We start from the raw sequence: 23,450 nt of genomic DNA, 5'->3' as shown, positions 1-23,450 counted from the left end.
TTTACTCGGCAACCTGCAACTTGCGCGCCTGGGTATACACATACCGCACCTTCTCGTACTCGAACGGCGAGTTGAGCTGGCCATAGCGGAATTTGGTGGTGTAGCGCTTGTCCACCGCGCGCAGCAGGAAGATCTCTGGATGATCGGTGCTGACTTCGGCCACGTTCAAGAAGTTGACCGCTTGCTCACCCGCGTAGTCCACCACCACACCGGTGGTGTCGCGCAGGTTCGACGGCCCCAGCACCGGCAGCATGATGTACGGCCCTTCAGGCACACCATAGAAACCCAGCGTCTGGCCGAAGTCCTCGCTCTGGCGCGGCAGGCCCATCCTGGTCGCCGGGTCCCACAGCCCGCCCACACCGATGATGGTGTTGAACATCAGCCGCGCGGTGATTTCCGCCGAGCGCTTGGCCTTGAGCTGCAGCACGCTGTTGAACAGGTTCGGTACATCGCCCAGGTTGTTGAAGAAGTTGCTCACCCCGGTGCGCACGAAGCGCGGCGTGACGTATTGGTAACCATCGACCAGCGGCAGCAGCACCCACTGGTCCAGGCGGTAGTTGAAGTGGTAGATGCGCCGGTTCAGCGACTCCAGCGGGTCGTAGATGTTCAAGGCCGCCAGGGTCGAGCGTTCGAACTCACGCTGGTCCAGGCCTGGGTTGAATTTCAGTTCGCGCAGCGGGTCGATGAAACCGTCGGCCTCAGGGGCCAGTGGCTGGGCGGTGACCTGCGGGTCGGCCTCGATCACGCTGGTACGTGGCGCGGTTTCCGCGGCCAGGGCATTGCCGGCAACCAGCAGGGCGGTGGCGAGGAGGAATTTGTTAGCCACGGAAGAACTCCAGCATGGCGTCGCTGTTGACGCGGTAATTGAGGTTGCCGCAATGGCCGCCATGGGGGTAAAGGGTCAGCCGCTCGCCGAACACCTTGCGCAGGAAACCGATATCGCCGGGGCCGAGGATGACGTCGTCGGCGTTGTGCATCACGGAAATTTTCGGGCTGTCGCGCAAGTAATCCTCCAGCGCGTACAGGCTCACCTGGTTGACCAGTTGCAGGATGCTGTTGCCGTCGGTGCGGGCGCGCCACATCGGGATCACCTGCTCGGTCAGGTAGCAGTCGAAGTCGCACTGCAGTGCACGCTTGAAGAACGGCGTGAGGCTGCTGCCCTCGGTGATCGGGAACTTCGGCGGAATGATCAGGCCGCGGCGGTTGATCAGGTCGGAGGTGAAGGCGATGTCGGCCGCCGAGAAACGGAACGAGGTGCCGATCAGCATGGCCATCTGTTCGTTGGACAGGTGCTGACGCGATTGCTGGAAGTCGTACAGCAGGGCGTCGTTGAGGTCGATATAGCCTTTGTCCTGGAAGTAGCGGGTGAGCTTTTCCAGCATCAGCTCATAGAACGTGGTGCTGCGGTCGATGCCCTTGACCTGGGTCTGCACCAGCTTGTCGAGGTTGTTGATCGAGGTATACAGGTTGACCGGCGGGTTCAGCAGCAGCACGCGCTTGAAGTTGAAGCTGCGGCGGGTTTCGTCCAGGTGGCTGACGAACGCTGCATCCAGCGCCCCCAGGCTGTAGCCGGTGAGGTAGAACTCGCTGATTGGCAGGCGCGGGTGCTGGGCACGCACGGCTTGCATCACGCGGTACATGTCTTCGGCGTCTTCCTGGCTGACACCCGGCGTGGCGAAGCGCGAAGCGGCGCTCATGAAGTCATAGCTGGTCGGCGACGACAGCTGCACGACATGGTAGCCGGCCTGGTAGAAGAGCTTTTTCAGGTATTCGTTGATGCTGCTGGAATAGGGCGCACCGGTGCCGGCGATGATGAAGATCAGCGGCGCTTCGTGGTCCTGGCGGGCCAGGCGGTATTTGAGCTTCTTCACCGCCCAGAAGTTGTCGGGCAGGGTGAACTCGCGCTCCGGGCGCAGGTTCAGGCTGTAGTCGGCCTGGTCGATTTCGTCGTCGCTGGGCAGCGTGGGGCGCTGGTCGGGCGGTGTGGTGGCGATGGTCGCCTCGAACGGGTTGGTCAAGGGGAAGCCGTAGGTCGCGGCGTCGATGTCCCGCGCCGAAGCGGCCGCAGCCATGAGCAGGCCGCCAAGTAGGGCGGCTAGGCGCCAAGATCGAAGCATGTAATCCCCCAGAAAGAACGCGAGCAAGGTACTGCGCTACGCAGGCTAGGACCACAAGTGCCTTGGCAAAGTTGCCAAGTGCAGTGGCCTTTGGTGTGCTTGTTATCTGCAACATAGCTGCAGGGTGGGGATTTTGCCTTACAAGTGGCCTTGGGCGATCATGGATGCTTTCGATTACCGCTATTGGAGAACTGGATGTCTCGTTCGTTGCCTGCCGTTTTGCTGCTGTTGTTCCTCGCTTTGTGGCTGGCTGCCAGTTACGGCGTGCGCTACGGGTTGATGGAAGATGCGCAGTGGGTGGGCCTGTGCACGGCGCCGGGCGAGTACTGGCAATGCCAGGTGCGCGCGGTGCTGGGGTTGGGTATTCACTTCCAGGTAATGGCCTGGGCCGGGCTGGGGCTGGCGTTGTTGGCGCAGATGGTGCCTGGCCGTGGCGGTTGGTGGATAGCGGTGTTGGCGCTGGTGTTCGGGGTACCAGCGTTGGTGTTGTATACCGCCAGTATGGCGGTGTTTGCGGTGGTGCTGGCGGGGTTGCGGTTGGTGCGGCAAGGGCGTCATGGCTGACAGGGGCTGCTACGCAGCCCATTCGCCGGCAAGCCGGCTCCCACAGCTATAGCGGTGCTTTCAGCGGCCCTGCGGCCCCAGTTGGAGCCGGCTTGCCGGCGATGGCGACACCTTGGTATCAAGCCTTGCGCACCCGCAAGCTGCGCCACAGCGCCGCCGTCATCAGCACGCTGACCACCGCCCACCCCCAGGCCTGCTGACTCTCCAGCCCTTCCCGGTACAACTGCGGCAGCACGCCCGCGCCGACGATAAAGGCCAGCAACGCCACCTCAGCCCGCGCTGTCGCCACCGGCCGCAGCAGGTAGACCATCGCCGGCAATGCCAGTGCCGGTGTGGGGAAGCTGCGATAACGCGGGTCGAAGACCATCGCCAGCATGCTCACCGCCGCCGCAAAACCAGCCGCCAGCAACAGCCAGCCCGCACGCGCTTCGAACCAGGCGAACAGGCGTTCACGCCAGCCATCTCGGCGTGCCAGCGCCAGCACGGCATGGGCCAGTACCAGCAGGTTCAGCCCCGCCAGTGCCACTGCCCACAACCATTCCCCGGCAAACCGCGCGTGGCTCCGCATCAACTCACCCCACAGCCCCAGGCAGCCTGCACCCAACGCGGCCAGCAACGGTAACAGCAAGGCGGCACCTGCGCTGGCAGGGCGCCCGGCGAACAGCAGCATGACGGTCATCAATACCGCGCTGGCCAACAACCACTGCGGCCAGTCGTGCAAGTTGCTCACCGGCCCTTCAAGCACGCCTTTATCCTGCCGATCCGCATCGTACAACCCCCAGTAACCGCCCACCGCACCTTCGCTGGCACGCTTCCACGGCTGGTCGAAGGCTTCGATCAGGTTGTACTGCCAGCCGTTGGCCTCGGCCATGGCGACGAAGCCGCGGATGAACCGCGCCTCGTTGGCCCGGCTGGGTACGGCGGTCTCGCGCTGGCGGCCTTCGCTCGGCCAGCCGGTCTCGCCGATGAGGATGTCCTTGGGCGCAAAGCGCGTACCGAACACCCGCCGCACATCGGCGACATGGGCCAGGGCATCGTCGATGCCGCGCGGGTCATCCTCCCAGTAGGGCAGCAAGTGGATGGTGAGGAAATCCACGGCGGGCGCGACCTGCGGGTGCTGCAGCCAGAACTCCCAGACATCGGCGTAGGTGACCGGCACCTTCACCTGGCTTTTTACCTTGTTGATCAACCCGGCCAGGCGCTCGCCGGTGACTTCCTTGCGCAGCAGCGCTTCGTTGCCGACGATCACCGCACTGACCACGTCCGGGTTGGTATTGGCGGCGGCAATCAGCAAGTCCACCTCCTTGTCGGTGTCGACCGGGTTGGCATTGACCCAGGCCCCGAGCATTACTTTCAGGCCATGCTTGCGCGCCAGTGCAGGGATTGCCTCCAGGCCGGTCATGGAATAGGTACGGATGCACTGAAAACGTTCGGCCAGCAGCGCCAGGTCGGCGTCCATGCGCGCCGGGCGCAGGCGAAACGGCTGGTCGAACGGCGACTGGTCCTTGTCGAACGGGGTGTACGAGGCGCACTGCAACTTGTGCGTGGGGCTGGCTGCATCCGGCAGCACGATCGGCTTGCCGAGCCCGTACCAGAGCGCGCCGAGGCCGAGCAGGGCAAGCAGGCAGGCGAGCAGGTAGAACGGCAGCAGCAAACGGGCAGGGGTGGGCATCAGGCGGTCCATCGTCAGGCGCAAAGCGTTAGATAGTAGCCCGGCGCCAATCATTTGGCATGCAAGGATCGCGCAGAACCGCGTAGGCCGATGACGCTAATGGCACAGTGCTGTCGCAAAGGAATCGGGTACAGGTCGCAGCTGGAGCAGGTCGCGCGTTGTTGCAGGAACATGATGCAATCTCCGAGACCTGACGAGGGGATGCTTTGATGGCGACTTTGAAGACAGTGCGACGTTTCCTGGGGGCGGGCACCGCCCTGGTATTGGCCATGAGCGCTGCGCAGGCAATGGCCAAAGAAGTAAGCATTGGTTACGTGGATGGTTGGGCCGACAGTGTAGCGACCACCAACGTGGCCGCCGAAGTGATCAAGCAGAAACTCGGTTACGACGTGAAGCTGCAGGCCGTGGCCACCGGCATCATGTGGCAGGGTGTGGCCACTGGCAAACTCGACGCCATGCTCTCGGCCTGGCTGCCGGTGACACACGGTGAGTACTGGACCAAGAACAAGGATAACGTGGTCGACTACGGCGCTAACTTCAAGGACGCCAAGATTGGCTTGATCGTCCCGGAATACGTGAAGATCAACAGCATTGCCGACCTCAAGACCGACACCACCTTCAAGCAGAAGATCGTCGGCATCGACGCCGGCTCCGGCGTAATGCTCAAGACCGACCAGGCCATCAAGGACTACGACCTGACCGGTTACAAACTCCAGGCCAGCTCGGGTGCGGCAATGACCGCTGAACTGGGCCGTGCCTATGCCAAGAATCAGTCGATTGCGGTGACCGGCTGGGTGCCGCACTGGATGTTCGCCAAGTGGAAACTCAAGTTCCTCGACGACCCGAAAGGCGTTTATGGCGCCGCCGAGACGGTCAACAGCATCGGCAGCAAAGAGCTGGCGACCAAGGCGCCGGAAGTGGCCGAGTTCCTCAAGAAGTTCAGCTGGCAGTCCAAGGACGAAATCGGCGAAGTGATGCTGGCGATCCAGGAAGGCGCCAAGCCTGAAGCGGCGGCGAAGGACTGGGTGGCCAAGCATCCGGACCGGGTGAAGGAGTGGACCGGCAAGTAATTCATTCATTCTTTGCACAGTGGGGCCGCCAAGCGGCCCTACTTTGTTACTGATCCTGCAATACAGTGTTGCATCTAAGACTAAGGTCGTCTGGTTGGCGTCCAAAGGCAGCATAAAGTGACGGTGTGGGTTCCATCCCCTCTCTGTGCTGCTAGGACAAAAACAATATGAACGACAGCATTTACCTATCGATACAAAACAGCCCGCGCTTCAAGGAGCTGGTCACCAAACGCGAACGGTTCGCCTGGATTCTCTCGGCGATCATGCTCGGCCTGTACAGCGCTTTCATCCTTCTGATCGCCTACGGTCCTCAATTGCTGGGCGCCAAGCTCAGCCCAGAGTCGTCGATTACCTGGGGCATTCCCCTGGGCGTCGGCCTGATCGTGTCGGCATTCGTCCTGACCGCCATCTACGTACGCCGCGCCAACGGCGAATTCGATGAGCTGAACAAGGCCATCCTGAAGGAGGCGCAACAATGATTCGCCACGCCAAAGCCTTGGCCGTACTGGCCTGCGGCGCTTTCGCACCCGCCGTGTGGGCCGCTGATGCCCTGACCGGCGAGGTGCAGAAACAGCCGCTCAACGTTTCCGCGATCGCCATGTTCGTGGCCTTCGTCGCCTTTACCCTCGGCATCACCTACTGGGCCTCCAAACGCAACAAGTCGGCGGCCGACTACTACGCTGCCGGCGGCAAGATCACGGGCTTCCAGAACGGCCTGGCGATTGCTGGCGACTACATGTCGGCTGCGTCCTTCCTGGGTATTTCTGCCCTGGTGTTCACTTCCGGCTACGACGGCCTGATCTACTCGATCGGCTTCCTGGTCGGCTGGCCGATCATCCTCTTCCTGATCGCCGAACGCCTGCGCAACCTGGGCAAGTACACCTTTGCCGACGTCGCCTCGTACCGCCTCGGGCAGAAGGAAATCCGCACCCTGTCGGCTTCCGGTTCGCTGGTGGTGGTGGCGTTCTACCTGATCGCGCAGATGGTTGGCGCCGGCAAGCTGATCGAGTTGCTGTTCGGCCTGGACTACCACGTCGCGGTCATCCTGGTGGGTATCCTGATGTGCCTGTACGTGCTGTTCGGCGGCATGCTGGCCACCACCTGGGTACAGATCATCAAGGCGGTGCTGCTGCTGTCGGGTGCCAGCTTCATGGCGCTGATGGTGATGAAACACGTGGGCTTCGACTTCAACACCCTGTTCTCCGAAGCGATCAAGGTACACAGCAAGGGTGAGGCGATCATGAGCCCGGGCGGCCTGGTCAAGGACCCGATCTCGGCCTTCTCGCTGGGCCTGGCGCTGATGTTCGGCACCGCTGGCCTGCCACACATCCTGATGCGTTTCTTCACCGTCAGCGATGCCAAGGAAGCGCGTAAAAGCGTGCTCTATGCCACCGGCTTCATCGGCTATTTCTACATCCTGACCTTCATCATCGGCTTCGGCGCGATCCTGCTGGTCAGCACCAATCCAGACTTCAAGGACGCCGCCGGCGCCCTGCTGGGCGGCAATAACATGGCGGCGGTGCACCTGGCCGATGCCGTGGGTGGCAGCATCTTCCTCGGCTTCATCTCGGCAGTGGCCTTCGCCACCATCCTGGCCGTGGTTGCCGGCCTGACCCTGGCCGGTGCCTCGGCGGTGTCCCACGACCTGTACGCCAGCGTCTGGCGCAAGGGCAAGGCCAACGACAAGGACGAGATCCGCGTCTCGAAGATCACCACCATCGCGCTGGGCGTGCTGGCAATCGGCCTAGGCATTCTGTTCGAGAAGCAGAACATCGCCTTCATGGTCGGCCTGGCGTTCTCCATCGCCGCCAGCTGTAACTTCCCGGTACTGCTGCTCTCGATGTACTGGAAGAAACTGACCACCCGCGGCGCCATGATCGGCGGCTGGCTGGGCCTGGTCAGTGCCGTGGGGCTGATGATCCTTGGCCCGACCATCTGGGTGCAGATCCTCGGCCACGAGAAAGCCATCTACCCGTACGAGTACCCGGCGCTGTTCTCGATGCTGATTGCCTTCGTCGGTATCTGGTTCTTCTCGGTCACCGACAAGTCCAAGGCTGCTGAGAATGAACGTGCGCTGTTCTTCCCGCAGTTCGTCCGTTCGCAGACTGGCCTGGGCGCCAGTGGGGCGGTTTCCCACTAACGCTCGAGCGCTGAAACACAACGCCCCGCCAGCCGGGGCGTTGTGCATTCTGCAGTATCAATTTGCCTTCGCTCGGAAATTTCCGAGGCTCGCTCGGACGGTTCCTGGTCATCTCGTCGAACCATTCCCGAATACTTCTCCTACCCGTCAGGCACATCTGCTGGGCTAAGAACCTTCAAGGAGAAACCATTCGTGAAACAGACGTTAATCGCCCTTCCGCTGGCCCTGTTGTTAGCCAGCACCGCCCATGCGGTCGATCCTATCGAGAAGCAGGTGCAGATCGTCGCCCAGGTGCCGACCGACGCCTTCTTCGTCGAGCCGGTGGGTGGCAACTGGATGAATGATCCGCAAGAAATGGCATGGAACTCTTATCAGGGCAAGCTTGACCCGATCCGTAAGGAACTGCAGGTCAAGAGCACCATCGGCCCGATCAGCGCCTATCTGGTTTCGCCGGCAGTGATTGCCAGCGGCACCCATAACATCGGCCTGGATGTGACCGTTGGCGATACCTTGCTGCAGACCACTCCGGCCGAAGTGGTCAGCGCCGCACAAGCAGCGCCGGGGGCCACCATCGGCTTCCATGTCGCGGCCCAGCCAGCACCTTCCACCGGGTATGAGCCTGGCAATTACCAGGGCCTGGTGAGCATGATCTTCGAAACCGTCGCACCCTGATCCACACCGCTCCGTTCATCGATGTTCGCCTGCCCCGGCCCTCGTTGTTTGCGAGTGGCGGGCAGGCCTTGCCTGCAAGCGATGCCCATGATCGATCAATCCTCAACCGCAGCCTTGCGCTGCTGGCTGCCGCTGGCCGCCATTCTGGGCCTCTGGCCTGCTGCGGGCTACTGCGCAGCCACTGCCCTGGGCTCGGTCGAAGGCCTGCCGCGTGAGTTCGAGGCGCATTTTTTCGACGTGCCGCTGGCCGTGCGGGTCGACCTGGATGGCCGCTACCTGGGCGATGCCAGGGTGGTGCTCGGCCGCGACCAGCGCGTGCAGTTGCTGGACTTTACCGACACCTTGGAGAGCCGCGAGCCCGAAAGCGTCCGCCGCCGCTGGCGCGAACGCTTGGCCAATGGCCGAACCTTGGGCGATTGCCAGGCGGATTGCCCGGAGGGTTTGCGTGCTGTGCATTACAGCCTGGTCAACTCGCAGCTTTCACTGTTGACCGATCAGGCCGAGGTGTCCGGCGCCGCTGAACGCTTTCACCGTTTACCAGAGCAAGGCAGCCATGGAATGCTGCTGCGCAACCAGCTCAACGTGCTCAATGACGGCCACGCCACCAGTGGCCGCTATGCCTTGCAAGGGCAGGGCAGTGTCGGGCAGTGGACGGCCCTTGCCGAAGGCCAGCTTGACCGTGGCAGCGACAACCGCGACGGCACCCGCTACCGGGTCGATCAACTGTATGGTGAGCGCCTGGTGGAAGACCATTTCTACCGCCTGGGCTATTTCACCCCCGGCGCCCAGGGCCTGACCCGACAGCCCAGGCTGATGGGGGCCAGCCCCGATACCACCCTGGGGCTGATGTTCGGCAGCAGCGACAGCCTACTGATCGACAGTGCTGCGCCCAGCGCCACGCCTATCTATGTCACCCCGAACCGCCCGGCGGTCGCCGAGATCTACCGCAACGGCGTGCTGATCAACAGCCAGCCGGTGCAGCCTGGCCTGCAGACCCTCGATACCAAGGTGTTGCCCGGCGGGATCTACGAAGTCGAGGTGCGCCTGGTTGAAGATGGCCAGGAGAGCTCGCGCAGCCAGGCGTTCATCTACAAGCCAGGCAACTGGCGCAGCACCGATGCCCCCTGGCGCTACAACCTGTACCTCGGTCGCCAGACCAGCCAATTCAGCAACTGGCAGCATGACAATGGCGACACCCTCGCCGCCGGTGTGTTGGCCAACTACCTGTTGCACCCACGGGCCGTCCTTGGGCTGTCTGCCCAGCGTATCGACGATGCCATGCAGTACGGCACCTCGCTGGACTGGGACGTGCGCGACCGCCTGAAACTCTACGGCAACCTGTTTCAGGCTCAAGGCCATGGCAACGGCTACGACCTGCAGCTGATTCATGCCTATGCCAGTGGCTCGCTGGTCGCCAGCCACAGCCGCACCTGGCTGACGCGCCCTGCCTGGGGGCACCGGGACGATGCGCCGACACGGCCGTTTCAGGCACGCCAGACGCAATCGTCACTGTCGCTCAACCATCGCCTGGACCCACGCAACACCGCCAGCGTGCGCCTTTCCCATAGCACTGGCGGCGACGCCGGTACCGGCATCGACCTGGGCTGGTCTTATTATGGCCAGCTGCTCGGCTCCGACGCCAACTGGCGCCTGTCGTTGTTCGATCGGCCCGGCAATAGCGGCACCGACGACGCACGCAGCCGTGGCGTCAACCTGAGCCTGAGCATGAGCCTGGGTGGCGGCGGGCGTCGTATTGCCGCCAGCGTCGGCAGCCGCACCTCGCGTGATGGAGGCCGTGACCTCAACGCCTCGCTGGGCTACCAGCAGGATGTCGAGCTGGGGCCCCTGCGCAGCATCGGCGCAACCCTCACGGCCGATCGCTATGGCGCCGGGCTGGGGGGGGATACCCAGTTCGAAAACCAGGTGCTGCATGGCGATGCTTATGTCCAGCGCTCGTCGTACAACGGCGAATTCAGCGGTGGCCTGAACCTGGAAAGCCTGGTCGCCATCGGTGCCGGCAAGGCTGCCGTCAGCGGCCAGTACCTGCCGCATCAGGCCGCGCTGATCGTCGACGTGGACAGCGACATCGACGGCCTCAAGCTGCGCGCCGACGATACCCTTGGTGTCAACCTGCACCCCGGGCGCAACATCATCCCGGTGACGGCCTACAAGGCCGGGCACGTGCAGTTCGACTTTGACGGGGGCGAGACCACCGCGGCGGTGATCCAACCGTCGAGCATGGATTACCACCTCAACCGTGGCGGTATCGATTACCGCCAGCTGCGTGTGCTGCGTACGGTGACCGTGCTGGGGCGTCTGCTCGATGGCCACGGCCAGCCATTGCGTGGCGCCCAGGTGGTCAACCACGCCAGCCGCAGTGTCAGCGAGGCCGATGGTTTCTTCGCCGTGGAAATGAGCGAGTCCACACCCACTCTGGATATTCGCCAGCGCGGCCATGCGTTGTGCCTGTTACGCCTCGAGCTGAACGCACTGCCACGCGAAGGCGATGTGCTGTTGGCTGGAGATCAGCGCTGCCTGCCGGAGATTGCGACGGCAGTGGGCCTGACGGGGGGGGCTGCACAGTGAGTTGCTGCACTCGCGTCCATCGCCTTGGTGGTGTTTTCAGAAATTTCCTACTGCTTTTATCGTGGCCGGCGAGCTGCGCGGAGCAATACCCTAATGTAATGGACCCAGGGAACCATGCAATGAGAATGCCCCAGTTACTGGTTGTCGCGCTGCTGGCCATACCGCTGGCCGCAGTGGCCGCCCCCGAGCTTAATATCGGCGGGTTGTATGACTACCTCGACGGTGACAAAAGCACACTGCTCAAGCGGGTGCGCAATGGCGGCGACACCACGGCGTTCGTCAAGGTCAGCGTTGCCGAGCTGGTCTACGACGAAGCCGGTGTGGCGCGGGAAATCGACACCGAGGGCTTGGCGCTCGAACAGCGCGGCCTTGTCGTCAGCCCGGCGCGCCTGATCGTGCCGGCCAACGGCATGCAGGCGGTGCGCTTGCTGTACCGCGGGCCACGGGCCGAAGAGCGCTACTTCCGCCTGCGCTTCATGCCGGTGCTGCCCGAACTGGGCGATGGTTTTGCCGTGGACGAGCATGAAGCGCAGCAATACCGCGACAGCCTGCGGGCGGGCGTCAACCTGCTGGCCGGCTATGGCTCGCTGCTGTTCGTCCGGCCGGCGCAGCCACGCTATCAAACGCTGGTGGGGCGCGATGCCGGGCAGTTGAGCGTCGCCAACCGGGGCAATGCCACCGTTGTGCTCGACCATTTCCGCCAGTGTCGCGCGCCGGACGAAGCCTGTGAACCTGCCACCAAGCACCATCTTCTGCCGGGGCGTAGTCGGCAGTTCGCCGGAGACGCGGCCCGCATTCATCAATTCGAAATGCACGAAGGCGACCAGCGCACGCCCATGGTGGTGGAATGATGAGCACATTCAAGCGCTTCGGGCGGTGGCGGTGGTGTGGGCTGGCATTGCTGCTTGTCGCGCCCCTGGCGGTGGCGCTCGAGGTGACAATCACCGCTCAATACCTGGGAGGTGGCACGGGGCGTTTCGACAACACCACGCCGCCAGGTGGGCTTTGCAGCAGCTGGGCAGCAACCTGCAGGGCGCGGACCACCGTGGCCCTGCCGATTACCTACGACAAGAAAACCACCAAAGGCGCTGCGGACCCACGAGACCTCTTTTTCGTCAGCCTGCCTGCCAGGCGTGAGGTCGATGTGTATCACGACATCACCGGGGAAACGCGGCGCCTGACGTTCGATTGGACTGCGCTGAGTCAGCGCGTGCAGACCAGCGGTAGTCTTTATAATCACCCACTGCATAATCTAACCCTCAGCGGGGGATGCGCAATCGTGGGGGGCATAAGCCAGGAACGGCCCGCCAAGGTCAGTTATCTTTGGGATTTCACCCAACCGGCTGCCCCCTCGCCCTGTTGGGGGTTTGGCCGATCTGCCCCCAACGGCCGGGTAGAGGTAGCCACGGTGCTTGAGACCAGCGTCGCCTACATGATGAATATCGCCCCCCCGTTCCGCATGCCAAGCGGCACGTACCGGGGCAGTGTGACCTACAGCATCGGCCCCGGCGGCGACTTCGACTTTGGCAACGATGTCACCGCCCTGAGCGGCGACAGCCTGACCGTCAACTTCGTCCTCGATATACAGCACGCATTCATGTTCGAGTTCCCACCAGGCTCCGAACGCGCGGTGCTGGAGCCTCCCGGCGGCTGGCAGGCCTGGCTGGCCGGTGGCAAACCGCCGCAGCGGCTCAGTCGCGACCTGCCGTTCAGGGCCTGGTCGACGGGCCCGTTCAAGGTCTACAAGCTCTGCCAGTACGACGCCGGCAGCGGCTGCGGCATTCGCAACCAGCATAACGACCAGGTACCGGTGCACCTCGCGCTCAGTTTACCGGGCGGCATCCAGCACGCCGGCGGCCAGGTGGAACGCCTGGTACTGCCCAGCGGCCCCCAGGCGGCGCTGCAGTTCGAGGCGGTGGCGGCGACGCTCAACCGTGGCGGCCAGCTGCATTTCGAAGTCGCCCGCGATCAGGTGCAGGCCATGTTGAAGTATCCCGGCAGTACCTACACCGGGCAGGTAACCGTCGTATTCGATGCCGAGTTGTAGGCATCACCCCGAGCGAGGAACAGCATGCACACAGCCCTGGTGGTCGACGATCACCCTTTCATTCGTGCGACTGTCTGCATGCTGTTGCGCCAGCAGCGTGTGGAAGTGATTGGCCAGGCCGACAACGGCATCGACGCGGTTCGCCTGGCGCGTGAGCTGGCGCCGGACCTGGTGCTTCTCGACATCGCCATGCCTGGCCTGGATGGTCTGGAGGTGATCAGCCGGATCAAGGCCTTCGGCCAGACGAGCAAGGTCGTGGTGCTGACGTCACAGTTGGCCGAGGCTTATTCGCTGCGTTGCTTGCAGGCCGGCGCTGCCGGCTATGTGGCCAAGACCGATGACCTGGACGAACTGGGCAAGGCCGTGCGCGCAGTGCTGTCGGGCTTCACCTACTTCCCCGAAGTCGCCCTCAGCTCGGTGCACAAGCAGGACCTGCGCGCCAGCGAGGCGCAGTGCATCGCCGGGCTCACCGACCGTGAGCTGATGGTGCTGCAGCACCTGGCCCGTGGCTTGGGCAACAAGGCAATTGGCGAGGCCATGCTGCTGAGCAACAAGACCATCAGTACCTACAAGACGCGCCTGCTGGAGAAGCTCAGGCTGAATTCGTTGATTGACCTGGCGGATTTCGCTCGCCGCAATCACCTCATTTAACCCTGCTTTCGCGTGCCGCTGCGTGCCTTGTTGTTGGCGTTGGTCTGCATCCTGGTTGCACTGCCCGCGTTACCCGCCCCTCGACTGCACGCACGCGCCACGCTGGACGGGCCGCGTCATCAACCCGACGATGCCGGCATACGTTGGTTGTGGCAGCGCCGGCTGCTGCGCCTGGGGGTGCTGGCAAGGGACAACCCGCCTTTCGATATCCTCGGTACCGGCAATGCCTACGAAGGCATCACCGCCGATTACGCAGGGCTGTTGGGCGAACAGTTGAACCTGCAAGTCCGCGTGCATAGCTATGACACCCTTGCCGAAGCAGCTGCAGCGCTGCGCGAAGGCGATATCGAACTGCTGGGTTCGGTGAGCGCGCAACAGGCACTGGAGGCTGGCCTGCGCCTGTCGCAGCCCTACGCCCAGGACCTACCCATGCTGCTGGGGCGGGATGAGCAGGGCAGGGAAGGGGGCGATGAGGCGCAGCCGTTCAACCTGGTGATGGTCGAGGGCTACCGTGATGTGCGGCAGGTTCGCCAGCACTACCCCCAGGCGCGGGTACAGGTGCACCCCTCGCCATTCAGCGCGCTGGCGACGCTGGCGCTGGGCCAGGCCGACGTGTACCTGGGCAATGGCCTGGCCGCACGCTACGTGCTGGGCCGCAGCCAGCTTGGCGGCGTCGAGGAAGTTGGCCCTGCCGGCTTGCCCGGGCAGGGCATCGGCTTTGCCATGCTCGATGGCGACACGCCGCTGCCGCGCCTGGTGGATGCCGCCCTGGCCGGCCTCAGCGAGCGCCAGCACCAGCGCATCCTGCAGCGCTGGAGCCCGGTCGCCGCTGCAGCGCACAGGCCCGAGCCGCTGCAGTTCAGCGAAGCGGAGCAGCGCTGGTTACGTGAAAACCCGACCGTCCGGGTGGTGGTGGACGAGCATCTGCTGCCGTTGAGTTTCATCGACGGAAAAGGGCAATTGCGTGGCCTGAGCCGCGATGTACTGCAGTTGATCAGCCGGCGTACCGGGCTGCAGTTTCAGGTGGAGGCTGGCGGCACGCTGCAGCGCATGCTCGAACAGCTGCGTCAGGGGCAGGCCCAGTTGATCGCCGGCGTACCGCGTAGCCCAGCCCTGGCGCGCCAAGTGGGTTTCAGTCGGGCCTACCTCAGTGCCTCGCGGGTGCTGGTGACGCGCGATAACCTGCAAGCACCGACCAGCCTTGCGCAGTTGGCCGGGCAGTCGCTGGCGCTCGTGTGGGGCAGTGCGGTACACGAAGAGCTGGCGCGGCATCATCCGCAGGTCGTACCCATGGTGGTGCCAGGCCCCGTCGACGCACTGCATGCAGTGGCCCGCGGTCAGGCCGCCGCCGCAGTGCTGACATTCGACGACGCCCGTCCACTGATCGCCCGCTGGTATCCAGGGCGGCTTAAAATCAGCGCCAGCCTGCCCTTGCCGCCCGCTCACTTCGCCTTTGCCAGCGCACGTGGGGCGGTAGAGCTGCAGGGCATCCTCGACAAGGCATTGCTCAGCCTGGCCCCCCGAGAAACCGACCAGTTGATGCGGCGCTGGCGCAACCCGATGATCGTCGCCGATGGCGCCTGGCCGCGCTACCGTGCGCGGATCCTGCTCGGCTTCGTCACCGCTTCGCTGTTATTGGCACTGGCCCTGCTGTGGATCCGCTACCAGCGCCGGGTGCAGGTGCAACTGCAGCGCGCCAAGCGCGAGGCCGAGGCGGCGAACCAGGCCAAGACCCAGTTCCTCACCACCATGAGCCACGAAATACGCACGCCCCTGCATGCCGTGCAGGGCGTGCTTGAACTGGTACGGCGCAAAGCCGAGCAGGGGGTGTTCGATCACTTGGCGCTGGAAGTGGCCGACGACGCGGCGCGGGGCCTGCTGGAGCTGATCGGCGACATCCTCGACATTACCCGCATCGAGTCGGGGCATCTGCACATGACCCCGCAACGGGTGTGCCTGCGCGAGCAGGTGGTGCGGGTGGTGCAGCTGTTCGAGCAGCAGGCGCGCAGCAAAGACCTGACGCTGCGCCTGACCACCCAGGGCGAGGTGGATGCCCTGGTGATGCTCGACCCGCTGCGCTTCAAGCAGGTGCTGGCCAACCTGCTGAGCAATGCCATCAAGTTCACCCACCAGGGTGGGGTGGAGGTGAGCCTGTCGGCAACCCCCGCCGATGGCCACCTGGCGGTGGAACTGAAGGTGCGCGATACCGGCGTCGGCATCGCCGCCGGCGAGCTGTTGCACATGGGCCAGCCGTTTCATCAGGCCAGCAACCAGCATCAGTCACCACGCTGCAGCACAGGTCTGGGCCTGGGCATCAGCCGCAGCCTGTGCGAGATGATGGGCGGTAGCCTGCGCCTGCATAGCGTACTGGGGCAGGGAACGGAGGTGGAGGTACGGTTGAACCTGCCGCAGTTGAGTACCGCGCATGAAATGCCGCCGACCGATGCAGAGGACACCCGGCACCTGGCGATGCCGCTGCGTCTGCTGGTGGTCGATGATTATCCGGCCAACCGCCTGTTGCTGGCCCAGCAGCTCGATTACCTCGGGCATCAGGCGCGTGTTGCCGAGGACGGTGCACAGGCGTTGCGTTTGTGGTTGGGCGAGCACTTCGATGGCGTGATCAGTGACTGCAACATGCCACGGCTCAATGGCTACGCCTTGGCCCGTGCCATCCGCGAACACGAGCGCCGCAGCGGCCGGCCGCGTTGCCAGTTGATCGGGTTGACGGCCAGTGCTACCGACGTGGAGCGCCAGCGCTGCCGTGCAGCAGGCATGGATGATTGCTTGTTCAAGCCATTGGGATTGGACAGCCTGGTCCAGGCACTGTCCCGGGCACGTCCGGCAATAGTCGACATCGAGCACATGCGACGCTTGGTGGCCAACGATGAGTCTGCGTTGCGATCCTTATTGGCGGACCTACGTGCCAGCAACCTGCAAGACCTGCAGCAACTAGAGCAGGCAATGGCAAACCCGATGGCCTTGGCCATGTTGGCCCATCGAATAAAGGGAGGGGCGCGGATCGCCCGGGCGAGGGAGTTGGTCGACCTGTGCGAGCGTTTGGAGCGCAGGTGTAACGGTACACCGCTCGCACCAGGCGACTTGGAACAGGCAGTGGGGGCATTGCGCGAGGCCATGTTGCAGCTGGAGCGGCAATTGGCCTCGCACGCCCCTGGTTCAGATCATGCCAAGTAACAACAGCACCAGCAGTATCACCAGCACCACGCCGATGATGCCGGACGGGCCGTAGCCCCAGCTGCGCGAGTGCGGGAAGACCGGTAAGCCACCAATCAACAGCAGGATCAGGATGATGATGAGGATCGTGGTCATGACGGAGTCCTTGCATGGTTAGGGGTCAAGGGCCTCGGACTGCTGGCCTCTTGTTAATTCGGACCGGTGCCGCTTGCGAAAGATTCCATCCGCTTGCCACTGACCGCTGGGTCATGCCCGCCCATTCACTACCCTGATGGATCCTCCCACCCGGTAAAGCCTTGATTAGACTGGCCTGACAACCCATCAGCACAAGGCCTGCCACCATGCACAACCGCATCATGATCACCGGCGCCGGGTCCGGCCTCGGCCGCGAGATTGCCCTGCGCTGGGCGCGCGAGGGCTGGCGCCTGGCGCTGGCCGACGTCAACGAAAACGGCCTGCGCGAAACCCTGGAGCTTGCCCGTGGCGCGGGAGGCGAGGGCTTCGTTCAGCGTTGCGACGTGCGCGACTACAGCCAGCTGACCGCACTGGCCCAGGCCTGTGAAGAGAAATTCGGTGGCATCGACGTGATCGTCAACAACGCCGGGGTGGCCTCGGGCGGGTTTTTCGCCGAGTTGTCGCTGGAGGACTGGGACTGGCAGATCGCGGTCAACCTGATGGGCGTGGTCAAAGGCTGCAAGGCCTTCCTGCCGCTGCTCGAGCGCAGCAAGGGGCGCATCATCAACGTGGCCTCGATGGCGGCGCTGATGCAGGGGCCGGGCATGAGCAACTACAACGTTGCCAAGGCCGGGGTGCTGGCGCTGTCGGAGAGCCTGCTGGTGGAGTTGCGCCAGCTGGAGGTGGGGGTGCATGTGGTGTGCCCGTCGTTCTTCCAGACCAACCTGCTTGACTCCTTCCGCGGCCCCAACCCGGCAATGAAGGCCCAGGTCGGCAAGTTGCTGGAAGGGTCGCCGATCAGCGCGGCGGATATTGCCGACTACATTCACCAACAGGTCGGCGTCGGAACGTTCCTGATCCTGCCCCACGAGGCCGGGCGCCAAGCTTGGGCGCTTAAGCGGCAGGCGCCGGAGCGGCTGTATGACGAGATGGCGGAGATGGCGGTGAAGATGCGTGGCAAGGCTCAGGTACGTTGAATGTAGGGTGTGTATGTAGGGGTAATTACCGGTTCATGTAGGTATGTTCTGAATTGTGATGCAAGCGTTGAATAGGTGAATACCCCCATGCAATCTGCGGTTTTCCCTGTTGCCGGAGGATCGCAGCATGTTGGTCATTGGACGTGAAGTCGGTGAAGTCATCACCATCGGTGACGATATTCGGATCAAAGTGGTGGAAACCCGCGATGGCATGGTGCGCTTTGGCGTGAGTGCGCCGCGTGAGGTGCCGGTGCATCGGGCCGAGGTGTACAAGCGGATCAAGGCGGGGGAGGGGCGCAAGGGCAGTTCAGCCTGACTCAGGCTGTGCCGGCCTCTTCGCGGGCTTGCCCGGCGAAGAGGCCGGCACTGTCAATCGAGCAGCTCGCGTGGCACATCATGCTTGGCCAGTAACTGGCACTGCTGGCTCTCCAGGTCGAACAGGATGAATGCCTGGCCTTTGGCCAACGCCTGGCGCACCCGCAGCACCCGGGTTTCCAGTGGGGTGTCGTCGCCGTTGTCGGTGCCGTCGCGGGTGACGAAATCCTCGATCAGGCGGGTCAGGGTTTCGGCTTGCAGTTGCTCGTAGGGGATCAGCATGGGCGGCATTCGGCTTCGTTGAACAATGCGCCCATGCTACGCGAAACCCAGCCCCTGTGGCTCACCCCTTGTTGCCGACCAGGCTGTCGACCGCCGGCACGCGCGTGTCGCTCTCCATCTGCGCGTCATGCTCCAGCTGATGGCTGAAGCGCTCCAGCGAGGCATTGGCCGGGTTGGAGTCGCTGGCGAACACCGGCGGGCTGAGCAGGTAACCCGACAGCAGGCGGCTGAGCGCGGCCAGGCTGTCGATGTGGGTGCGCTCGTAGCCGTGGGTGGCATCGCAGCCAAACGCTATCAGCGCGGTGCGGATATCGTGCCCCGCAGTGACTGCCGAATGGGCATCGCTGAAGTAATAGCGGAACACGTCGCGGCGCACCGGCAGGTCCTGGTCGCCGGCCAGTTTCAGCAGGTGGCGTGATAGGTGGTAGTCGTAAGGCCCCGAGGAATCCTGCATGGCCACGCTCACGGCATGTTCGCTGGAGGCCTGGCCAGGCGCCACCGGGGCGATGTCGATGCCGACAAACTCGCTGACGTCCCAGGGCAGGGCGGCGGCGGCGCCGGAGCCGGTTTCCTCGGTGATGGTGAACAGCGGATGGCAGTCGATCAGTGGCTGGCGGCCGCTCTCCACCACGGCCTTGAGGGCTGCCAGCAAGGCCGCGACGCCGGCTTTGTCGTCCAGGTGGCGGGCGCTGATATGGCCGCTTTCGGTGAACTCCGGCAGGGGGTCGAAGGCGACAAAATCGCCAATGGACAGACCTAAGGCTTCGCAGTCGGCGCGGGTGGCGCAGTAGGCATCCAGGCGCACTTCGACGTGCTCCCAGCTGACCGGCATCTGGTCGATGGCGGTGTTGAAGGCATGCCCGCTGGCCATCAACGGCAGCACGCTACCGCGAAACACGCCGGTGTCGGTGAACACGCTGACCCGGCTACCCTCGGCGAAGCGGCTCGACCAGCAGCCTACCGGGGCCAGGGCCAGGCGGCCGTTGTCCTGCAACTGGCGCACGCTGGCGCCGATGGTGTCGAGGTGGGCCGAGACGGCGCGGTCGGGGGAGCTTTGCCGGCCCTTGAGGGTGGCGCGGATGGTGCCGCGGCGGGTCAGTTCGAAGGGGATGCCCAGCTCGTCCAGACGCTCGGCGACATATCGCACGATGGTGTCGGTGAAACCGGTTGGGCTGGGGATGGCGAGCATCTCCAGGAGGACGCGCTTGAGGTAGTCGAGATCGGGTTCGGGGTGGTGTTCAGACATGCTTACTCCTTCGCTGGCCTCTTCGCGGGGCCAGCCCGCGCCCACAGGTTCACTGTGGCCCTAAAGCCCAGAGCCAATCTGTGGGAGCGGGCTGGTCCCGCGAAGAGGCCATCATTGATTCACGCCAACGCCCGGCTATGCGGGAACAGCAGGTCGACAAAGCGCTCCGCCGTTGGCTGCGGTTCATGGTTGGCCAACCCGGCCCGCTCGTTGGCCTCGATGATCACGTAATCCGGGTGCTGGGCATCACGCACCATCAGGTCCAGGCCCACCACCGGAATATCCAGTGCCCGTGCAGCGCGCACAGCCGCATCGGCCAGTACCGGGTGCAGCCGCTCGGTCACATCTTCCAGCGTGCCGCCGGTGTGCAGGTTGGCGGTGCGGCGCACGGCTAGACGCGTGCCGGCGGGCAGCACGCTGCTGTAGTCGAGGCCGGCATCGCGCAGCGTGCGCTCGGTCTCGTCGTCCAGCGGAATGCGGCTTTCGCCCCCGGTCGCGGCCTGGCGACGACGGCTCTGGGCTTCGATCAGCACCTTGACACTGTGCTTCCCGTCGGCGACCACCTGCGCCGGGTGGCGGATGGCGGCGGCCACCACTTCATGGCCGATCACCAGGATGCGCAAGTCCTGGCCGGGGTGGAAACTTTCCAGCAGCACGCGGCTGTCGAAGCGGCGGGCGTGTTCGATGGCCTGGCTGACTTCGTCATACGTGGTCAGGTTGACCGCCACGCCCTGGCCCTGCTCACCGTCCACCGGCTTGACCACCACGGCGCCGTGCTCGTCGAGAAATGCCAGGTTGTCGTCGGCATTGCCGGCCAGCTGCTGCACGGGTACCGACAGCCCGGCGTTGTGCAGGGCCTGTTGGGTCAGGCGCTTGTCCTGGCAGAGGGTCATGCTGACTGCGCTGGTCAGGTCGCTCAACGACTCGCGGCAGCGCACCCGACGCCCGCCGAGGCTGAGGGTGAACAGCCCGGCGGCAGCGTCGTCCACCTGTACCTCGATGCCACGCCGGTAGGCCTCATCGACGATGATCCGCGCATAGGGGTTGAGCCCGGCCTCGGGGCCGGGGCCGAGAAACAGTTGCTGGTTGATGCCGTTCTTGCGCTTGACCGCGAAGGTGGGCAGGTTGCGAAAACCGAGTTTTTCGTACAGCCGCTTGGCCTGGCGGTTGTCATGCAGCACGGACAGGTCCAGGTAGGCCAGGCCGCGGCTCATGAAGTGCTCGATCAGGTGGCGCACTAGCACCTCGCCCACGCCGGGGCGGGTGCAGTGCGGGTCCACGGCCAGGCACCACAGGCTGCTGCCGTGCTCGGGGTCGTCAAACGCCTTGCTGTGGTTCAGGCCCATCACGCTGCCGATCACCGCGTGGCTGTCTTCGTCCTCGGCCAGCCAGTACACCGGGCCGCCCAGGTGGCGTGGGGTCAGCAGCTCGGGTTGGATCGGCAGCATGCCCCGCGCCTGGTACAGGCCGTTGATCGCCTGCCAGTCGGCGTCGCTCTGCGCCCGGCGGATGCGAAAGCCGCGGAACACACGCTGCGCCTGGCGATAGTCGGTGAACCACAGGCGCAGGGTGTCGGAGGGGTCGAGGAACAGCTGATGCGGTGCCTGCGCCAGCAACTGCTGCGGCGCGGCCACGTACAGGGCGATGTCGCGCTCGCCGGGGCGCTCCTCCTGCAGTGCCTCGGCAAGGCTTGCCGGGTCCGGGTAGGTGTGGCCGATCAGCAGCCGCCCCCAGCCGCAATGCAGGGCACGCGGCTGGTCGTGGGGCTCGCTGCCGTCGCCGGCCAGGCGCGCCTGCAGGCGCTCGTAGGACGGCGTCTGGCCTCGCAGCAGGCGCTGACCGTAAGCGATTTCATGGGGCTTCATGGGTCAGATTCCTTGTTCGCTGAGCCACAGGTTCAGCGCCGCCAGCTGCCACAGCTTGGAGCCGCGCAGCGGGGTCAGTTGGCCGTGCGGGTTGCTCAGCAGGCGGTCGAGCATGGCCGGGTTGAACAGGCCGCGGTCCTGGCTGGGGTCGGTCAGCAGTTCGCGCACCCAGTCCAGGGTGGCGCCTTGCAGGTGCTTGAGGCCGGGCACCGGGAAGTAGCCTTTCTTGCGATCGATCACCTCATGCGGGATCACCCGGCGCGCGGCCTGCTTGAGCACCTGCTTGCCGCCGTCCGGCAGCTTGAAGCGTGCTGGGATGCGTGCCGACAGCTCCACCAGGCGGTAGTCGAGGAACGGCGTGCGCGCCTCCAGGCCCCAGGCCATGGTCATGTTGTCGACGCGTTTGACCGGGTCGTCCACCAGCATCACCGTGCTGTCCAGGCGCAGCGCCTTGTCCACGGCATCGGCGGCGCCGGGGCGGGCGAAGTGTTCACGGACGAAATCGCCGGCGGCATCCGTTTCCAGCAGCCAGGGGGCCTGCACGGTGTCGCGGTACTCGGCGTGGCTGCGGTCGAAGAAGGCATCCCGGTAGGCGCCGAAGGCATCCTCGGCGCCGTCCACCTGCGGGTACCAGTGGTAGCCGGCAAACAGTTCGTCGGCGCCCTGGCCGCTCTGCACGCCCTTGCAGTGCTTGGCCACTTCCCGCGACAGCAGGTAGAAGGCGATGCAATCGTGGCTGACCATCGGTTCGCTCATGGCGCGGAATGCGGCTGGCAGCTGTTCGATGATTTCGCTTTCGGCGATGCGCAACTGGTGGTGGCGGGTGCCGTAGTGCTTGGCGATCAGGTCGGAGTACTGGAATTCGTCGCCGCGCTCGCCGCCGGCATCCTCGAAGCCGATGGAGAAGGTCGACAGGTCGTCCACGCCCACGTCACGCAGCAGGCCGACCAGCAGACTGGAGTCGACACCGCCAGACAACAGCACACCGACATCCACGGCGGCACGTTGGCGGATGGCCACGGCGTCGCGGGTGGCGTCGAGCACGCGGGTGGTCCAGCCTTCCAGGTCAAGTTCGCGCTCGTCCGGGTTTGGGCCGTAGTGCAGTTGCCACCAGGTCTGGCGTTCGACTTCACCGTGGCGGTCGATGCGCATCCAGGTGCCGGGTTCGAGCTTCTGCACGTTGGCCAGCAAGGTGCGCGGCGCCGGCACCACGGCGTGGAAGTTCAGGTAGTGGTTGAGCGCCACCGGGTCGATCATCGGGTCGATGTCGCCGCCTTTGAGCAGCGCCGGCAGGGTAGAGGCAAAACGCAACCGCTCGCCGTTGCGCGACAGGTACAGCGGCTTGACGCCCAGGCGGTCGCGGGCCAGGAACAGGCGCTGGTTGTCGCGCTCCCAGATGGCCAGGGCGAACATGCCGTTGAGCTTGGGCAGCAAGGCGGCGCCCCAGGCGTGGTAGCCCTTGAGCAATACCTCGGTGTCACCGTCGGACCAGAAGCTGTAGCCCAGGTCCTGCAGCTCCTGGCGCAGTTCGGGGAAGTTGTAGATGGCACCGTTGAAGGCCAGCGACAGGCCCAGCGTGTTGTCGACCATGGGCTGCGCCGAGCCATCGGACAGGTCCATGATTTTCAACCGGCGGTGGCCGAGGGCGATCGGGCCCAGGCTATGGAAGCCCCAGGCGTCGGGGCCGCGGGGCGCCAGGTGATGGGTCATGCGCTCTACCGCGGCGAGGTCCGCCGGGCGAGGGGCTTGGTCGAGGGGGGTGAAACGCAACTCTCCTGCTAATCCGCACATAGGTCCTTACCGGTTTTTCCGTTGGGGAATCAGTGCCCCGGATTAGGGCACCTGTAAGGAACTGACCTGAGCGATTTGCGAGAGTTTTA

The 23,450-nt window shown here is 64.5% G+C and carries 20 protein-coding genes; 12 read left to right on the top strand and 8 right to left on the bottom strand.

Annotation, left to right across the window (positions count from 1 at the left end; translation table 11 throughout):
* Position 1: 1 nt before the first annotated feature.
* On the bottom strand, positions 2-826 hold the full coding sequence (locus tag ACIPIJ_RS24530) for a VacJ family lipoprotein (protein ID WP_401081689.1): 825 nt from the start codon (positions 824-826) through the stop codon (positions 2-4).
* Positions 819-2,117 (bottom strand): serine/threonine protein kinase, encoded by a 1,299-nt coding sequence (locus tag ACIPIJ_RS24525; protein ID WP_401081686.1) that lies wholly within the window; start codon positions 2,115-2,117, stop codon positions 819-821. The genes ACIPIJ_RS24530 and ACIPIJ_RS24525 overlap by 8 nt, the downstream gene beginning before the upstream one ends.
* A 195-nt stretch (positions 2,118-2,312) precedes the next feature.
* Between ACIPIJ_RS24525 and ACIPIJ_RS24520 the strand changes: the two genes are divergently transcribed.
* On the top strand, positions 2,313-2,681 hold the full coding sequence (locus ACIPIJ_RS24520; RefSeq protein WP_401081683.1) for a hypothetical protein: 369 nt from the start codon (positions 2,313-2,315) through the stop codon (positions 2,679-2,681).
* Between the two features lie 118 nt (positions 2,682-2,799).
* On the opposite strand, the gene ACIPIJ_RS24515 is transcribed toward ACIPIJ_RS24520, so the two are convergent.
* On the bottom strand, positions 2,800-4,365 hold the full coding sequence (locus ACIPIJ_RS24515; protein WP_401081680.1) for a glycosyl hydrolase family 17 protein: 1,566 nt from the start codon (positions 4,363-4,365) through the stop codon (positions 2,800-2,802).
* Positions 4,366-4,562: 197 nt separating this feature from the next.
* On the opposite strand from ACIPIJ_RS24515, the gene ACIPIJ_RS24510 reads away from it, so the two are divergent.
* The 9 genes from ACIPIJ_RS24510 to ACIPIJ_RS24470 all read left to right on the top strand — a co-directional run bounded on the left by ACIPIJ_RS24510 (position 4,563) and on the right by ACIPIJ_RS24470 (position 16,711).
* Positions 4,563-5,423: a glycine betaine ABC transporter substrate-binding protein gene (locus ACIPIJ_RS24510; RefSeq protein ID WP_401081677.1), complete on the top strand. Its 861-nt coding sequence runs from the start codon at positions 4,563-4,565 to the stop codon at positions 5,421-5,423.
* Positions 5,424-5,590: 167 nt separating this feature from the next.
* Positions 5,591-5,902, top strand: a complete 312-nt coding sequence (locus ACIPIJ_RS24505) for a DUF485 domain-containing protein (RefSeq protein ID WP_401081674.1) — start codon at positions 5,591-5,593, stop codon at positions 5,900-5,902.
* Complete coding sequence (locus ACIPIJ_RS24500; protein WP_401081671.1) at positions 5,899-7,563, top strand: cation acetate symporter; 1,665 nt, start codon at positions 5,899-5,901, stop codon at positions 7,561-7,563. The genes ACIPIJ_RS24505 and ACIPIJ_RS24500 overlap by 4 nt, the downstream gene beginning before the upstream one ends.
* A 192-nt stretch (positions 7,564-7,755) precedes the next feature.
* Positions 7,756-8,235 (top strand): CS1 type fimbrial major subunit, encoded by a 480-nt coding sequence (locus ACIPIJ_RS24495; protein WP_401081668.1) that lies wholly within the window; start codon positions 7,756-7,758, stop codon positions 8,233-8,235.
* A gap of 87 nt (positions 8,236-8,322) precedes the next feature.
* Positions 8,323-10,821: a CS1-pili formation C-terminal domain-containing protein gene (locus tag ACIPIJ_RS24490; RefSeq protein ID WP_401081665.1), complete on the top strand. Its 2,499-nt coding sequence runs from the start codon at positions 8,323-8,325 to the stop codon at positions 10,819-10,821.
* 119 nt (positions 10,822-10,940) lie between these two features.
* Entirely contained in the window at positions 10,941-11,672 is a 732-nt protein-coding gene (locus tag ACIPIJ_RS24485; RefSeq protein ID WP_401081662.1) for a molecular chaperone, read from the top strand.
* On the top strand, positions 11,672-12,868 hold the full coding sequence (locus ACIPIJ_RS24480) for a hypothetical protein (RefSeq protein ID WP_401081659.1): 1,197 nt from the start codon (positions 11,672-11,674) through the stop codon (positions 12,866-12,868). The genes ACIPIJ_RS24485 and ACIPIJ_RS24480 overlap by 1 nt, the downstream gene beginning before the upstream one ends.
* Positions 12,869-12,892: 24 nt before the next feature.
* Complete coding sequence (locus ACIPIJ_RS24475; RefSeq protein WP_401081657.1) at positions 12,893-13,519, top strand: response regulator; 627 nt, start codon at positions 12,893-12,895, stop codon at positions 13,517-13,519.
* Positions 13,520-13,531: 12 nt separating this feature from the next.
* On the top strand, positions 13,532-16,711 hold the full coding sequence (locus tag ACIPIJ_RS24470; RefSeq protein WP_401081654.1) for a transporter substrate-binding domain-containing protein: 3,180 nt from the start codon (positions 13,532-13,534) through the stop codon (positions 16,709-16,711).
* Here the strand turns inward: ACIPIJ_RS24470 and ACIPIJ_RS24465 are convergent.
* On the bottom strand, positions 16,694-16,846 hold the full coding sequence (locus tag ACIPIJ_RS24465) for a DUF3309 family protein (RefSeq protein ID WP_003252624.1): 153 nt from the start codon (positions 16,844-16,846) through the stop codon (positions 16,694-16,696). The two genes, ACIPIJ_RS24470 and ACIPIJ_RS24465, sit on opposite strands and share 18 nt — an antisense overlap.
* 206 nt (positions 16,847-17,052) lie before the next feature.
* On the opposite strand from ACIPIJ_RS24465, the gene ACIPIJ_RS24460 reads away from it, so the two are divergent.
* Entirely contained in the window at positions 17,053-17,862 is an 810-nt protein-coding gene (locus ACIPIJ_RS24460) for an SDR family oxidoreductase (protein ID WP_401081651.1), read from the top strand.
* A gap of 127 nt (positions 17,863-17,989) precedes the next feature.
* Positions 17,990-18,178, top strand: coding sequence for a carbon storage regulator CsrA (gene csrA, locus ACIPIJ_RS24455; RefSeq protein WP_401081648.1), 189 nt, complete (start codon positions 17,990-17,992; stop codon positions 18,176-18,178).
* Between the two features lie 53 nt (positions 18,179-18,231).
* Here the strand turns inward: csrA and ACIPIJ_RS24450 are convergent, their stop codons facing one another.
* From ACIPIJ_RS24450 to ACIPIJ_RS24435, 4 genes are all read right to left on the bottom strand, one after another.
* Entirely contained in the window at positions 18,232-18,459 is a 228-nt protein-coding gene (locus ACIPIJ_RS24450; protein ID WP_054900489.1) for a YheU family protein, read from the bottom strand.
* Positions 18,460-18,520: 61 nt separating this feature from the next.
* Positions 18,521-19,705 carry an osmoprotectant NAGGN system M42 family peptidase gene (locus ACIPIJ_RS24445; protein ID WP_401081645.1) on the bottom strand — a complete coding sequence of 395 codons (1,185 nt, stop codon included), beginning with the start codon at positions 19,703-19,705 and terminating at the stop codon, positions 18,521-18,523.
* A gap of 119 nt (positions 19,706-19,824) precedes the next feature.
* Positions 19,825-21,570 (bottom strand): N-acetylglutaminylglutamine synthetase, encoded by a 1,746-nt coding sequence (ngg, locus tag ACIPIJ_RS24440; protein WP_401081642.1) that lies wholly within the window; start codon positions 21,568-21,570, stop codon positions 19,825-19,827.
* A gap of 3 nt (positions 21,571-21,573) precedes the next feature.
* Positions 21,574-23,361: an N-acetylglutaminylglutamine amidotransferase gene (locus tag ACIPIJ_RS24435; RefSeq protein ID WP_401081639.1), complete on the bottom strand. Its 1,788-nt coding sequence runs from the start codon at positions 23,359-23,361 to the stop codon at positions 21,574-21,576.
* Positions 23,362-23,450: the final 89 nt, after the last annotated feature.

It is taken from the genome of Pseudomonas sp. NPDC087185 (genome assembly GCF_044744955.1).
Classification (GTDB): Bacteria; Pseudomonadota; Gammaproteobacteria; order Pseudomonadales; family Pseudomonadaceae; genus Aquipseudomonas.
This window is presented reverse-complemented; position numbering and strand designations above follow the sequence as displayed.